A 15237-nucleotide genomic window follows, 5' to 3' on the forward strand; every position below is an offset into this window, starting at 1 on the left:
CCTAAATAAATCAAATTGTATTATCATTTTACCGGAGATTATAATGAAAGCGCAATCAAAAAAGCCGAGGAGGGCGCATAAATGTCCGGTACTGACAAACGAGCTCATAAGGCGGCTGTTGATCCGCCGCAAACGAAGAAGAAAGGACGTTTTGAACAAGGGATGAAAAAATGGGGAATCCCTGTCGCGATCGTTATATTTTTTATTTTAATTCTGATGCCTACACCTGAAGGGATGGCACCGGAGGCCCAGAAGGCGATCGCTATTTTTTGCAGTGCATTGGTCTTGTGGATTACTACACCGATTCCTATTTATTTGACTTCTATCATTATGATTTTACTGCTGCCAATGACTGGAGCGGTTGAGAGTCAGAAGGTGGCGTTTGGTACTTTGGGATTTGATGTGATCTGGCTTATGGTCTCGGCCTTCGTGCTGACCTCTGCGATTATGAAATCAAATCTCGGAAGAAGATTTGCATTATGGATGGTGACTAAATTTGGCAAGACGCCAAAGACAACAATGCTCGTACTGGTCGCTATTAATTTTATCCTTGCCTTCTTCGTTCCCTCCACAACCGCTCGTGCTACATTGATGATGCCGATTTGCTTGATTTTATTAGAGATCTATAAGTCTATTCCAGGGGAAGGGAATCTGGGGAAACTCATGATGCTCCAAGGGGTGCAAGCGGATGCGATTGCTACCTCAGGGGTTATGACGGCAACTGCCGGCAATATTATTGCTGTTGGGTTCATCAATGAGCAGGCCGGTGGTAATATTGGATATATGGACTGGCTGCTGGCTTCAATGCCTGCGGCAATCATTACGATGCTCCTTACTTTCCTAATCGGTTTCAAGTTATTCCCGATCAATAAGGAGACTGGCAAATTCGAGAATGCAAGAGATACATTGAAGGAAGAACTCAGAAAGCTTGGCAAGTTTTCAATTGCAGAGAAGAAAGCTACGTTCATTTTTTTGCTGACAGTAATTTTGTGGGCGACAGGGGATTACCAGATGGGCTGGTTTGGATTTGAGATCAGTACCGAACAAACCGCTGTACTTGCTGCATTATTATGTCTGCTTCCTAAGATAGGGCTGTTGACTTGGAAAGAAGCTAACATCAAATGGGAACTGATGATCTTTGCAGCGGGGGCTTATGCCGTCGGAAATGCACTGGACCAATCCGAAGGAGCTACGTGGCTGATTACGAAGCTGGTTAATGGTCTAGGACTGGAATCGATGCCGCATTTCTGGGTTTATGTCATCGTTATTTTCCTCAGTATGTACAGTCATTTGATCTTTACGAGCAAGACCGTACGGGTAACTATACTTATTCCAGCATTTATTGCGTTAGCGAAGACGCTTGGTATGGATCCGGTCGCACTGGCTCTGGCTTCAGCCATGACTATGACTTACACGATTACGCTTCCACCGCATTCGAAGGTCAATACGATCTATTTCGGTACGGGATATTTCTCCGTGTTGGACCAAGTTAAATATGCGATTGTGACCTGCTTTATCGGGGCGACTGTTATTAGTATCTCATTATTTACCTGGTTTAAGATTATAGGCATCTAATTAGGAGGACATTATGTTATATAGAAAAGTCATCATGGCTATAGCAGACGGGCTTGGTGATCGTCCGCATCCATTGCTTGGGAATCTAACGCCGCTTCAATACGCTAATACACCTCATCTAGATCGGGTTGCCAGCCAAGGAATCACAGGCATGATGGATCTTATTGAGCCGGGGGTTCCCGTAGGTACTGATATGGGCCATCTTATCCTATTCGGCTATGAGCCACACCATTATTCAGGGCGTGGTCCGATTGAAGCTGTTGGAGTCGGGATGGAGGTGCAGCCCGGAGACGTCGTGCTACGTTGTAATTTTGCTACAGTGAATGAAGAGGGGATCGTAGTTGACCGGAGGGCTGGACGGATTCGTGAGCGTACGGCAGAGCTGGCACAGGCATTACATGGAATGATACTGGATGGTGGTGTCGAGGTGTTCTTCAAGGAAGCTACCGAGCACCGGGCAGTACTGATTCTCCGCGGAGCAGGACTTAGTGCGAAAATTAGCGACTCTGATCCCCTGGCACCCAATGATGGCTGCCCATACAATGAAGTGCAAGCGCTTGATTCGAGCACAGAGGCAAAAAGAACGGCCGCTGTTGTCAATGAATTTCTGCGAGAGGCACATAGGGTTCTGAGTGTACACCCTGTTAATGGGGAACGTGAGAAGCAAGGCGAGCTTCCAGCAAATTTTATCTTGACCCGCGGTGCTGGACAATCCGCTTATATGGAGCCGATCTCCAAGACACGCGGAATCAAGGGCTGCTGTATTGCAGGAGAGTCAACTGTGTTAGGAGTTGCTCAATTGGCGGGATATGAAGCATTAACGGATTCTAGTATGACAGGAAATATGGACACGAATATTGAGTTGAAGGCTCAGTGGGCAATTGAACAAATTCATTCGAATGACATGGTCTATGTTCATCTAAAGGTACCTGATCTGAAAGGTCATGATAAAGATCCGTTCGAAAAGGTACAAGCGATCGAATTATTTGATCGAATGGTCGGGATGATCATGGATAAAATGCCGGAGGATACTTACTTGGCTCTTGCCGCGGATCATTCGACACCTTGCGAGATTGGTGATCATACAGGAGATCCAGTTCCTATCGCGATCTGTGGACCCAGTATCAGACAGGATCGGGTAACGAAATATTCAGAGATCGATTGTCCTGAGGGTGGACTGGGACGATTGTCTGGCCGGAATTATGTTATGACTTTACATGGGTTGATGGGTTATATCAAAAAACAAGGCTCTTAACTAGGAAACGTTATAATATTAACAATCATAATATCGAAAAGTAGCTAGAGCCTATATTTGTCACTTAAAGTGGCGATATAGGCTTATTTTGTGTGCTAATGAAAGTATCATTCGATAGGTCTATTTCCACTAGATTCTGGTGATACTGGTTGATAGATTGAATCGCCGGAAATGGAGGAATAGAAGAGATGAATCAAGAACAGGCTCAAGAGCTGCTTGAGCGCCTAGTGAACCGGGTGGAACGTGTCATTGTTGGTAAAAGAACGGAAATCGAACTTATTCTCGTATCGATGTTATGCGGCGGGCATGTATTGCTGGAGGATGTGCCCGGTGTTGGCAAGACGAAGCTGGTCAGAACATTGGCGGACTGCGTAGGCGGTACCTTCGGACGGATTCAGTTCACGTCGGACCTGATGCCTTCAGATGTAACCGGGGTAACGGTATATCATCCACAATCCGGATATTTCGAGTTCAGGCAGGGGCCAATTCATGCCAATATCGTGCTTGCGGATGAACTGAACCGGGCCGCCCCGCGTACTCAATCCGCGTTACTCGAGGCGATGGAGGAGCGAAAGGTAACGGTAGACGGGATTACCCGACCCCTACCGAAGCCTTTTTTGCTATTCGCGACGCAGAATCCGCTAGAGTATGAGGGAACCTATCGACTGCCGGAGGCCCAATTGGACCGCTTCCTTATGAGGCTGTCTCTCGGCTACCCGACACCGGAGCAAGAGGTAGAGATGCTGGGGCGCTTCAGCGACCCGCAGGCTGCAGTAATGAAGCCAATATTGTTGCCGGAAGAGATTATAGCGATTCAGCGTCATGTTAGAATGGTTCTCGTAGATGATAGAATCAAGCAATATATGGTAGAAGTGGCGGATAAATCCCGGCGTTATCCTCTGATCTCGCTTGGCATTAGCCCGCGGGGCACTCTCTCATGGCTGGGAGCGAGCCAGGCTATGGCCTTTTACCAAGGACGAACCTATGTTGTGCCTGATGATGCCAAGCAGGTAGCGGAAGCCGTATTAGCACATCGGATCATGTTGAACAGCGAAGCAAGAATTTCCGGGCTAGATCATCGTCAGGTCATAGTCGACTTATTAAATGGCGTGTCTGTTCCTGTATTTCATCGTGCTCCGGGTGTCCCATCATGAGGGAAGGGGCTTGGAATGGGTTCTGGTGTGCGCTCGCGGCGGGTCTGCTGATCGCACTATACATTTGGCGGGGAGGAGCAACACTTCTCTTTCTATGCTTGCTACTTGGCTTGCTGATATTTCAAGGCATGGTCATTCTATTATTCGGACCACGCGCCATTAAGATAGAGCGTTCTTGGCTTCCTCTTCAGCCAGAGGCTGGGGAGCCTATAGAAGTGACTCTGCGTATTAAGGCTGCCGGGGGAATTCCGGTGCCATGGCTGCTTATACGGGACAAGCTGGCGATGCAAGCCGAACGGATGGATCCGGATCAAGAATATGAGAGTGGGAGCTTGCTGCTAAGCGGATTCCGCAGGCAGTACACCGTAAAATATGTAATAACGAATCCGCAGCGCGGGGTCTATGGGGCAGAAGCGATATACGTAAGCTATGGTGACCCGCTGGGCTATTTCAAACGGACGCGAAGGGTTGTTATGGACGATACGATTTATGTTCATCCTTCACGCCTAGCCGCTTACCTTGGCAAAGAGGGGAACCCTGTTGGTAATGAGGAGATGATTTCAGGTGCATTTCTTAGAAGTATGGAGACAAGTTCGTCTATAGAGCGTATTCGTGAATATTTGCCAGGTGATCCGCTACATCGTATCTATTGGAAGGGCTCCGCGAGGACGGGAACGCTGCTGGCCCGAATTCCAGATGTGAGGGGGAGGGGAGTACGCTGCCTATGGTTGGATACTCGGCATAAAGCATATGTGCCTGAAGCGCAGCAGGGCCATCCGGAGGTTCCGGCAGTGCGGGCCAATTTTGAGCTGGCCGTTCAAGCATCCGCAGACCTTCTTCGTAACGTGATAACCGAGACATCTGATCGGGAAGCCGGCGGCAGTGAGCTTGAGCTTCGCTATGGATCGTCCGCTGAATCGATAACCATCTCCGGCCTTCAGGGGCTTCGGCAAGGGCTTGATCTGCTGGCAGGGGTTAGAACCGATCGTTCAGTCTCTCGTCTTGTAACTCCCGCTGGCGTGATGACTCCTCGTGCTGGAGTGATCCATACCCTGATTACGGGAAAAATGACTTCCGAGCTAGTGTCCATAGCTACGCAACTGGCGGAGTCGGGCGTGAAGCTAGAGATCTGGACTTCGGTTGCTAGCAATGAGGTGGAGAGGGGAGCATGGTTAGCTCGACTGCAGCGTGCGGGTATCCCTTATGTTGACCTGGCTTCATTATTGCCCGTGAAGTCTAACGACAGGGGGGACGGACATGTCAGCGCCTAATCTGGAAGGAAGGGTCAGAGGAGATAACCTAACGACGTTCACTGCGCCATTACAGGGAGGGGTTCCTGCTTCATTCCAGCAAATAGTGGTGAACAGAAGCATGGTCTCTTTACTGCTATTTGCCTTGTTCTCGGAATGGATCTATCCGCTGCAGAAGTTGATCGGTGATGATCATTATCGGGTTATTACCCTGTTTATGGTGCTAACAGGCGCGCTGCTATTCATCGGCTGCCTGGGCTTGCTAAGGGGCCTGCTGTTTGGTTTATACCCTTTGCTAGTCAGTGGGGCTCTGTACTTCCTGTATGGGGTGGGAAGCGGGGGAAGATGGTTCTCCAGTTATGTTCAGCTGTTAGGAAATGATATTACAGATATTGTCCAATCAGGCCGGTTGTACGAGGTTAGCATCGAGACGCGTACTCTACTACTTCTTATCGGCTGGACACTGTTGGTATCCTCCGTGCAAATATTGGCCTTCGGCAGGCAGAGCACTATGCTGTTCTTTATAGCATCGATTATTTACTTACTAGCGCTTGAAATAGCTGGTGAGCAGAACATATATGCAGGACTTGTCCGCACCTTATGCTGGGGTCTGCTTTTGCAGCTAGTCCTGTTCCGGAGCAGGCTTCAGATTTTAACAGGGGATCTACAATTCCAGGAGACGAAGTCATTGCACCAATCATGGCGTCTGGTGAAGCAGAAATTAGGAGTGGATGAGCGTCAGAATCTTGTAGGCCAGCCACATACAAGAGGAGTGGAGCGCATTTGGATCGGCGTTAGTGTTGTTATTCTACTGGCAGGCCTGTTAGGGACAGCCTTTCTTACTATCCGCATTCCCATGAAGCCCGCAAGAGAGATAGCCTGGAATGATGTGATTCGGGCTTGGGAGAATTGGAGCGGCGAGCGGCTCGGGGAGAGACAAACTCAGGCTTACAAAATGTCTGGGTATGGTCAGGACGATTCAAAGCTGGGGTCTGCTCTGAGTCTCCGGCATGAAAGGTACTTTACGGCTTTCTCGCCCTATCGTACATACTGGCGTGGCGAGAGTAAGAATGTATATACGGGACAAGGCTGGGCGGAGTCCGGCACGGACCGAATCTTACTTGATAATATAGGAGATACTCTCGCAATCCCGGCTACTAGTGGTTCTATGGCAGAAGAGACGAGCGGGGCGGGAGCTGTTTTTGAACAGACCGTTATATTCTCTAAGCCGGAGATCAGGAATATTCCTTTGTTTACTGGCGGTCTGCCCGTGGGAACAGGACGTTTATATATCGATAAGAATCTGGAGGAGAAGGCCGGCGGTGGCATCTTATACGATGTCTCCTCGAATGCGGCATTCAGTAATTTGGAGCGGAATGAGAAGCTGTATGGCTATAAAGTAAGGGTTCAGCCACAGCAATATACGCTGGACCAATTGAAGCAAGCTACGGGTGTCGATCCTGAAGAAGTAACCATGCAGCAGTCGCTTCAATTGCCTCAGCAATTGCCGTCACGCGTCAGGGGTCTGGGAACTGAGTTGGTCGGGCAGGGCTCGAATCGGTATGAATCAGTTACTGCGGTTATGAATTATTTACAGAGCAACTATACGTACAATCTTAATACGTCGTTACCTCAACCTGGTCATGATTTCGTGGATGATTTTCTATTTGATAGCAAGATCGGATACTGTGATCATTTCTCGACGGCGATGACTGTCTTGCTGCGAAGTGGAGGGGTGCCTGCCAGATGGGTCAAAGGCTTTGCTCCAGGGGAGCTTATTGCGGCAAATAGTAATCAGTACGACGTTTCCTATTCGGATGCTCATTCTTGGGTAGAAGTTTACTTTCCAGGGATAGGCTGGGTGCCCTTTGATCCGACGCCAGGCTTTGAGAGCTTATCTGTATTTGGCCAGGAGAATATCGCAGAGACATCTTCTGAATTTGATATGGGCATGATCGTGGAACAAGTAGGCAGGATTGCGAACCAAATGAAGCGAGGACTGTTTATAGCGACCAATATTCTCTGGACAAGGATCGAACCGGATCTGCTCATGTGGACCATTGTGGTGTGCAGTATACCAGCTGCCGTCTGGTTGCTCTGGAACTATCGTCGGGAGCTATTCTGTAGGAACGCGCTTCTGCTGAGTCTCTATCTCCTTAAGCCGCGTCGTCAATTTCCTGATTCCGATGAATTGCTCTCGGCTGCCGATATCGTCTGGCGTCAGCTATACCAAAGCTTTGGCCTTAAGCCACAAGCTATGACTGCACGGGAATACATGACTTCGATACAATCTGGAAACAGAGAAAATTATACCGAATTGGATGATTTTATAGTGAACTGGGAAAACCTCTATTATGGAAAGGTTAGATTGGGGCGACATGAAAGCATGCATTTTTTGAGGCGATGCCGTGATTTGGCATATCGTTACCGCTAACTCCCTCATGATCTTCCTTGACGACATCTTTCGTCGTTGCGTATAATTATTGTCATTAATTGAGGGAGGCCAGTTATGAATAAGCCAAATGAAATCATTGTCGTTCTGGATTTTGGAGGACAATATAACCAACTAATCGCTAGACGGATTCGCGACCTGGGCGTGTACAGCGAATTGTTGCCATATAATACCCCGGTGGAGCGTCTTCGCGAGCTGGCGCCGAGGGGTATCGTGTTCTCGGGCGGACCAGCTAGTGTATATGCAGAAGATGCTCCACATATCGATACGGCTATTTATGACATCGGTGTGCCGATCTTCGGAATCTGCTACGGTATGCAATTGATGGCACAGCAGCTTGGAGGCAAGGTTGAGCGGGCGAACAAACGTGAGTACGGTAAATCTGAAGTTGACTTTGATCGTAATCTGGCTCTAGTTAAGGGACTGGATACGAAACAGACGCTATGGATGAGCCATGGGGATCATGTTACGCAATTGCCAGAGGGCTTTGCGCTAGCAGGTTCGACAGGGTCCGCACCGATCGCCGCTTTCGTTAATAACGAGCGTGAAATGTACGGAGTTCAATTCCATCCAGAAGTTCGTCACTCCGTACACGGGAATGAGATGATTAAGAACTTCCTGTACGAAGTATGTAAATGTGAGGGCAACTGGTCCATGGAGACCTTCATTGAGGATACCATTCAGGATATCCGCAACCAGGTTGGCGACAAGAAGGTCCTGTGCGCATTGAGCGGCGGGGTAGATTCCTCTGTTGTAGCTATGCTGATTCATAAAGCGATCGGTGATCAGCTTACTTGTATGTTCATCGACCATGGCTTGCTCCGTAAAGGTGAAGCTGAGGGCGTTATGGAGACCTTTGTTGGCAAGTTCGATATGAAGGTTGTCAAGATTGATGCCCGCGAACGCTTCCTTTCGAAGCTCGCAGGAGTAGATGACCCTGAGCAAAAACGCAAAATTATCGGTAACGAGTTCATTTACGTATTTGACGAAGAATCCAGCAAATTTGATGACTTTAGGTTCTTGGCTCAAGGTACGCTGTACACGGATATTGTCGAGAGCGGTACGGCGACTGCGCAAACGATCAAGTCCCACCACAACGTTGGCGGCTTGCCGGAGGACATGAAGTTCGAGTTAATTGAACCGCTGAAGGCTCTGTTTAAGGATGAAGTCCGTAAAGTTGGCGAAGAGTGCGGCCTGCCTAAGGAAATCGTGTGGAGACAGCCGTTCCCAGGTCCAGGTCTGGCCATTCGCGTATTAGGTGAAGTAACGGAGGATAAACTGAAGATCGTTCGTGATTCCGACTATATCCTGCGTGAAGAGATTGTCAATGCTGGTCTTGACCGCGAAATCTGGCAATACTTCACCGCTCTGCCTAACATGAAGAGTGTAGGCGTAATGGGCGACGAGCGCACCTACTCCTATACGGTAGGTATCCGCGCCGTAACTTCCATTGACGGCATGACCGCCGACTGGGCTCGTATCCCTTGGGATATTCTTGAGAAGATCTCTGTTCGTATCGTCAACGAGGTAGAGAATGTCAACCGCATTGTGTATGACGTTACTTCCAAACCGCCTGCAACGATTGAGTGGGAATAAGCTGATATTGACACAAAAGCTCTCTTTTATTGGCCGCTTTGGCTATAAAAGAGAGCTTTTTTTGTCTAGATGGACGGTTTTATTATTTTCGGGAGGGAGTCTTTATCGACAGGCTACGCTCTATATAACGCCAATGAAGATTTCGATCTCCCCACTTACATCGTATTTTTCATAATCGAATGTGTAAGCTCTATCTAACTCCCCACTCTCCTCTAACGCCCAAATCTGCTGCCATGTTTCGAATACACCATTCTCTTTGGAACGGTCTACTTTGAAAATTTTATAGCCTTGTTCCGAAACTGTAAGCTTCTTGGTTGTAGTGAAAGAAGAGGTTGCGATCGAAAGGTCGTAATCACCCTTGTAGTTACTCTCATAATTGTGGTACACGCCGTATATCACCGTATTAGCCACTTCGGGCTGACCTTGTACGTTCTGCCATATCCCCGTAATTTTAGAGTACATGTCAGGGTCCGTAAAATTATTCGTGCGGGTACTTTCCAAAATGTATAGTTCCATTATTACCACTCCTTTTTACTGTATGTAGCCTCAGTCTAAACCACTGAATATGACAACATATCGTCCTATTTTAAATATTTTGTAGTATGGATGCATGTTAAATTAACAATACTATAGGAGAAATTACTAAATTTTTGACAAATCACGAACATTAAAAAGATATATATCTAAAAACATTCGCTTTTTATGTTGACAAGAATATCGTTCGCGCCTAGAATAGTCCATGTAGCAAGTCTTCAAGTTAAGATTTATAACAGGAACTATCGACAAATTTCTATATGCTTTTCGTATAATTCCGGGAATTGGCCCGGAAGTTTCTACGAGGTCACCGTAAATGATCTGGCTACGAAAAGAAGAGGCGCACCGGAAATGATCCCGGATATAAATAGAAGCTTGTCCAAATCCGCTTGATGCGGGGGTGGACTTGGCATTTCTGTTCTCCTGGCGCTTCTTCTATTCAGCAAGTGACCTGGGAAGCTAGTAAGAACCCGGGTTTTTTGTCGTTCCTGACTTATTTTAAGAGGTAGCTTTGAACAAGCACTTTAAGGGGGAAATTTTAACAATGGATCGGTTCTTTAAGCTTAAGGAACACGGAACAACTGTAAAAACTGAAATCATCGCGGGTATTACGACATTTATGACGATGGCCTACATTCTATTCGTCAATACGTTGTTCCTTGGTCCTAATGGAGCTGGTATTCCTGCAGACGGTGTTTTCTTCGCAACTACAGTAGGGGCAGGCCTTATTACGATCATTATGGGATTGTTCGTCAATATTCCAATCGCACTTGCGCCTGGTATGGGTCTTAACGCGTACTTCATGACCGTTGTCCTTAGCTCTGGTGGAGAAATTACTTGGCAAGCCGCTCTTGGCGCAGTATTTATTTCCGGTATCATTTTTATAATCCTCACGATTACGAAGGTTCGTCAATTGCTGCTCGTTGCAGTTCCACAAAGTCTTAAAGCCGCCATCACAGTTGGTATTGGCTTGTTCGTAGCAAGCCTCGGTTTGAAAATGAGTAATTTGATCGCCGCGAACTTATCAGGAGTTGAAGATGCATCGGTTACGATTCCTGGTAGCAGCATTAACTTTGCTTTTGGCGATTTTGTTCATAGTCATGATGTTCAATTGACATTAATCGGTTTGATCCTGATTGCTATTCTGATGGCAATGCGAGTAAAAGGTGCTCTATTAATAGGTATCGTGGCAACAACTTTGATTGGTATTCCAATGGGAGTTACAGACGTTAGCGGTTTATCGCATGCAACTTGGTTTCCTAACCTGAGCGACCTAGCAGTCGGTAAACTTGATATCGCAGGTGCGTTAAAGCTCGGCTTGCTCGAAATTGTATTCGTCTTTACTTTTGTTGAATTGTTCGATACTTTCGGTACTCTCGTTGGTACAGCTACACGGGCAGGGTTAATGGAAGATAAGGAAAAAGGCGAGAAGATGATTGGTAAGGCGATGCTAGTGGACGCGGTTGGCGTTAGTACGGGGGCTGTGCTTGGTACAAGTACGATCACTTCCTTCGTAGAAAGTACGGCAGGCGTTGCTGAAGGTGGACGTACAGGTCTGACTTCCGTAACTACAGGGATTTTGTTCATCTGTGCATTGTTCATTGCACCGCTGGCTGGAGTAGTTCCATCTGCTGCTACGGCTCCGGCATTGATTACAGTTGGTGTATTGATGATGGGCCAAGTGAAGTCGATTGAATGGGATGATTTCCTGTATGCATTCCCGGCGTTCCTGACCATTATCCTAATGCCGTTCACCGGAAGTATTGCTAACGGAATCTCGGCAGGTATCGTATCTTACGTAATTCTTGCTGTATTCAGCAACTTGGTTAACAAGAACAAAGTTAAGATTCACTGGTTAATGTGGATTCTGACAGTATTGATTCTTTGCCGCTATATTTTCCTCGGTGGTGAGTAATATATCCGTTTTGATAAAATGATTATAAAGTAAGTGAAAAGGCTAGTCGTTCTTTGAACGGCTGGCCTTTTTTGTGCTAACGGCTTGAAATTGCCGATTTATATAACATATTTTTTGGCCGTAACATTAGGTTATGTCTGTGGCGTACGCGAACCTGCTTTTCCTCCGTCGGGCTCATAGAGTCCGGCGTTTTCTCGTCCGGCAACTCGCGAATATCCACACTCGCGTAAGCGCCCAGGTGCTTCGCATACTCCGCGACGCCGTCTATCCAATACTTCTCCTTCAGCTTCCCGACACGACCTGAATTTGTATCAGCTGTTGCCACTGGTATCGCTGGAGTTTGATCCAGCTCCGATGATCGCCTGCACCCGGCCGACCTGTCCGTCCTGTAGCCGGACTTTAATGCCGTGCGGATGCGTCGGCGAATTCGTCAATATATCCTTCACGATCCCGCGCGTGAGCGCGCCGGTCCGTTGGTCCTTCTTCAATACGATTTCGACTTCCAGCCCCGGACGCACGTTGCTCCGGGTTCTGCCGCTTCCTACCATTTTCTTCGATCGCTCCGTTTCTTCCCGCTCCTGATACATCTCACGGTTGGCAAACCTTGCAGCTTCTCCATTTCGCAACCAGCCGTGGCGTGTCATAGCTCATATTGTTGTATGCAGCTTAATCGTAGCACATCGCCGTGACAAGAAGAAACGGGCGCATTTGGGTCTGGCAGGTGATGGGGCTGATGAACCGGCAAAGCAGCGTTCCTGTTTGTGAACAGGCTTTAAAAGGCTGAAACTTTCAGTGAACCTTTAGCCCGCTTTAAAGTTCTTTTCAGTTAGATCCTTTATGATGGGCTTGGAACTTGGGACAAGTTCCCATTATCTTATTCTGGGGGTCATTTATGAAAAAAACGCGCACGCTGCATTTATGGATCGGATTGATCTGCTCCATCTTCATCTTGCTTCAGTCTATTACCGGCATTCACTTGCTGAATGAAGGATTGTTTATGGGCGACCGCGAAGGCGGAGAGCCTCCTGATTTCGCCCAAATGCTGCAGCAGCAATCACCGGATGCCTCGGGGGCGGAGCGGACCGACTTCAGAGGCAGATTTCCGGTGGGGCCGGACGGCGGCGAAGGGGCTGGTTTCGGTTCTGGGACACCATCATCCGTTGTCTTGTGAAGCGCCTCAAGATCGTCTTGCTTATTATTCTCGAAGAATACCATCTTGCCTTGACTGCACTTGTAGATGAAATCCCAGAGACTCTTGCCTAGAGAAATCGCCGACAATCGCGAGTTTCATCTGGTAGTTCGTCTAATCCTTCTATTTCTGGTAACAAAACAAACCGGACCTTTTAGTAATCGAATGCTCTGTTCCGCCTGAGTGCAGCTAATGTAATAGTCAGATTCAAGAGGTATCAGCATCTATGGAAGAGATTGCTTTGACTTCTGATTCGTTAAGTAAGATGACGGAAGAGTTGCAGACATTTAATGAGTCAATTTAAAGTGGATGGTAGTAAAGGATAGCATTAATTCACGAGCATAAGTCGCTGGGATGATGATGGATTATGCCAACGGCTGGTGCTTTTTATCTCTATGCTATGGAATAAATTATAATTTGTATTCAGGCTTGATATTTGATATATTAATAAACGCCGCTTCGAACGGTGGTTGATTTCAGAAAAAAATGCTCCAAAAAAAGTTCTTGTTTTTCTGAAATGAACATGATACATTATAAGAGTTGCTGCTGAGAACGCAGCGACACTGAAAACGAAGTTGATCTTTGAAAACTGAACAACGAGTGAGCGGGTTTCACGTCAAGTGAAATCTAAGAAATAAGTCAGATTCAAAATGAGCAAGTCAAACACTTTATTGGAGAGTTTGATCCTGGCTCAGGACGAACGCTGGCGGCGTGCCTAATACATGCAAGTCGAGCGGACTTGATGGAGAGCTTGCTCTCCTGATGGTTAGCGGCGGACGGGTGAGTAACACGTAGGTAACCTGCCTGTAAGACTGGGATAACTAGCGGAAACGTTAGCTAATACCGGATAATTTATTTTCTCGCATGGGGAGATAATGAAAGACGGAGCAATCTGTCACTTATAGATGGACCTGCGGCGCATTAGCTAGTTGGTGGGGTAATGGCTCACCAAGGCGACGATGCGTAGCCGACCTGAGAGGGTGAACGGCCACACTGGGACTGAGACACGGCCCAGACTCCTACGGGAGGCAGCAGTAGGGAATCTTCCGCAATGGACGAAAGTCTGACGGAGCAACGCCGCGTGAGTGATGAAGGTTTTCGGATCGTAAAGCTCTGTTGCCAGGGAAGAACGTCCGGTAGAGTAACTGCTACCGGAGTGACGGTACCTGAGAAGAAAGCCCCGGCTAACTACGTGCCAGCAGCCGCGGTAATACGTAGGGGGCAAGCGTTGTCCGGAATTATTGGGCGTAAAGCGCGCGCAGGCGGCTATTTAAGTCTGGTGTTTAATCCTAAGGCTCAACCTTAGGTCGCATTGGAAACTGGGTAGCTTGAGTGCAGAAGAGGAGAGTGGAATTCCACGTGTAGCGGTGAAATGCGTAGAGATGTGGAGGAACACCAGTGGCGAAGGCGACTCTCTGGGCTGTAACTGACGCTGAGGCGCGAAAGCGTGGGGAGCAAACAGGATTAGATACCCTGGTAGTCCACGCCGTAAACGATGAATGCTAGGTGTTAGGGGTTTCGATACCCTTGGTGCCGAAGTTAACACATTAAGCATTCCGCCTGGGGAGTACGGTCGCAAGACTGAAACTCAAAGGAATTGACGGGGACCCGCACAAGCAGTGGAGTATGTGGTTTAATTCGAAGCAACGCGAAGAACCTTACCAGGTCTTGACATCTGAATGTAACACCTAGAGATAGGTGCCCTCTTCGGAGCATTCAAGACAGGTGGTGCATGGTTGTCGTCAGCTCGTGTCGTGAGATGTTGGGTTAAGTCCCGCAACGAGCGCAACCCTTGATTTTAGTTGCCAGCACTTTGGGTGGGCACTCTAGAATGACTGCCGGTGACAAACCGGAGGAAGGCGGGGATGACGTCAAATCATCATGCCCCTTATGACCTGGGCTACACACGTACTACAATGGCTGGTACAACGGGAAGCGAAGTCGCGAGATGGAGCGAATCCTAAAAAGCCAGTCTCAGTTCGGATTGCAGGCTGCAACTCGCCTGCATGAAGTCGGAATTGCTAGTAATCGCGGATCAGCATGCCGCGGTGAATACGTTCCCGGGTCTTGTACACACCGCCCGTCACACCACGAGAGTTTACAACACCCGAAGTCGGTGAGGTAACCGCAAGGAGCCAGCCGCCGAAGGTGGGGTAGATGATTGGGGTGAAGTCGTAACAAGGTAGCCGTATCGGAAGGTGCGGCTGGATCACCTCCTTTCTATGGAGAATCGTTCTCTGCAACGAGAACATTCAAATAGCTTCTATAAAGAAGCACAACGCTCACTCGTTGGTCAGTTTTGAGAGTTCAACTCTCA

The 15237-nt window shown here is 47.9% G+C and carries 11 protein-coding genes, 1 rRNA gene and 1 riboswitch; of the genes, 9 read left to right on the plus strand and 3 right to left on the minus strand.

Features of this window, described 5'->3' with window-relative positions; all coding sequences use genetic code 11:
• The first annotated feature begins 81 nt into the window (after positions 1–81).
• The 6 genes from EI981_RS03825 to guaA all read left to right on the plus strand — a co-directional run bounded on the left by EI981_RS03825 (position 82) and on the right by guaA (position 9282).
• The gene (locus EI981_RS03825) at positions 82–1575 is read left to right on the plus strand and encodes an SLC13 family permease (RefSeq protein ID WP_126995614.1); all 1494 of its coding nucleotides are present in this window, start codon (positions 82–84) and stop codon (positions 1573–1575) included.
• Between the two features lie 13 nt (positions 1576–1588).
• Positions 1589–2830, plus strand: coding sequence for a 2,3-bisphosphoglycerate-independent phosphoglycerate mutase (gene apgM / locus EI981_RS03830; protein WP_126995616.1), 1242 nt, complete (start codon positions 1589–1591; stop codon positions 2828–2830).
• Positions 2831–3018: 188 nt separating this feature from the next.
• Complete coding sequence (locus EI981_RS03835; protein WP_126995618.1) at positions 3019–3984, plus strand: AAA family ATPase; 966 nt, start codon at positions 3019–3021, stop codon at positions 3982–3984.
• The gene (locus EI981_RS03840; protein WP_126995620.1) at positions 3981–5255 is read left to right on the plus strand and encodes a DUF58 domain-containing protein; all 1275 of its coding nucleotides are present in this window, start codon (positions 3981–3983) and stop codon (positions 5253–5255) included. The genes EI981_RS03835 and EI981_RS03840 overlap by 4 nt, the downstream gene beginning before the upstream one ends.
• Positions 5242–7668, plus strand: a complete 2427-nt coding sequence (locus tag EI981_RS03845) for a transglutaminase-like domain-containing protein (RefSeq protein WP_126995622.1) — start codon at positions 5242–5244, stop codon at positions 7666–7668. The genes EI981_RS03840 and EI981_RS03845 overlap by 14 nt, the downstream gene beginning before the upstream one ends.
• Positions 7669–7743: 75 nt before the next feature.
• On the plus strand, positions 7744–9282 hold the full coding sequence (guaA, locus tag EI981_RS03850; RefSeq protein WP_126995624.1) for a glutamine-hydrolyzing GMP synthase: 1539 nt from the start codon (positions 7744–7746) through the stop codon (positions 9280–9282).
• Positions 9283–9402: 120 nt separating this feature from the next.
• Here guaA and EI981_RS03855 read toward each other — a convergent pair whose 3' ends face one another.
• Entirely contained in the window at positions 9403–9798 is a 396-nt protein-coding gene (locus EI981_RS03855) for a GyrI-like domain-containing protein (RefSeq protein WP_126995626.1), read from the minus strand.
• Positions 9799–10063: 265 nt separating this feature from the next.
• A riboswitch (purine riboswitch) is annotated at positions 10064–10164 on the plus strand.
• A gap of 196 nt (positions 10165–10360) precedes the next feature.
• Here EI981_RS03855 and EI981_RS03860 point away from each other — a divergent pair.
• Positions 10361–11731, plus strand: a complete 1371-nt coding sequence (locus EI981_RS03860) for an NCS2 family permease (protein ID WP_126995628.1) — start codon at positions 10361–10363, stop codon at positions 11729–11731.
• 76 nt (positions 11732–11807) lie between these two features.
• On the opposite strand, the gene EI981_RS03865 is transcribed toward EI981_RS03860, so the two are convergent.
• Both EI981_RS03865 and EI981_RS03870 read right to left on the minus strand, forming a co-directional pair.
• The gene (locus EI981_RS03865) at positions 11808–12056 is read right to left on the minus strand and encodes a 23S rRNA (pseudouridine(1915)-N(3))-methyltransferase RlmH (RefSeq protein ID WP_126995630.1); all 249 of its coding nucleotides are present in this window, start codon (positions 12054–12056) and stop codon (positions 11808–11810) included.
• Positions 12043–12279: a YwbE family protein gene (locus tag EI981_RS03870; protein WP_127004316.1), complete on the minus strand. Its 237-nt coding sequence runs from the start codon at positions 12277–12279 to the stop codon at positions 12043–12045. The genes EI981_RS03865 and EI981_RS03870 overlap by 14 nt, the downstream gene beginning before the upstream one ends.
• A gap of 344 nt (positions 12280–12623) precedes the next feature.
• Between EI981_RS03870 and EI981_RS29345 the strand changes: the two genes are divergently transcribed.
• Both EI981_RS29345 and EI981_RS03880 read left to right on the plus strand, forming a co-directional pair.
• On the plus strand, positions 12624–12902 hold the full coding sequence (locus EI981_RS29345; RefSeq protein ID WP_227011676.1) for a PepSY domain-containing protein: 279 nt from the start codon (positions 12624–12626) through the stop codon (positions 12900–12902).
• 686 nt (positions 12903–13588) lie between these two features.
• Positions 13589–15140 (plus strand): 16S ribosomal RNA (locus EI981_RS03880).
• The last annotated feature ends 97 nt before the right edge of the window (positions 15141–15237 follow it).

Origin of the sequence: Paenibacillus lutimineralis (assembly GCF_003991425.1) — a bacterium.
Lineage (GTDB): Bacteria > Bacillota > Bacilli > Paenibacillales > Paenibacillaceae > Fontibacillus > Fontibacillus lutimineralis.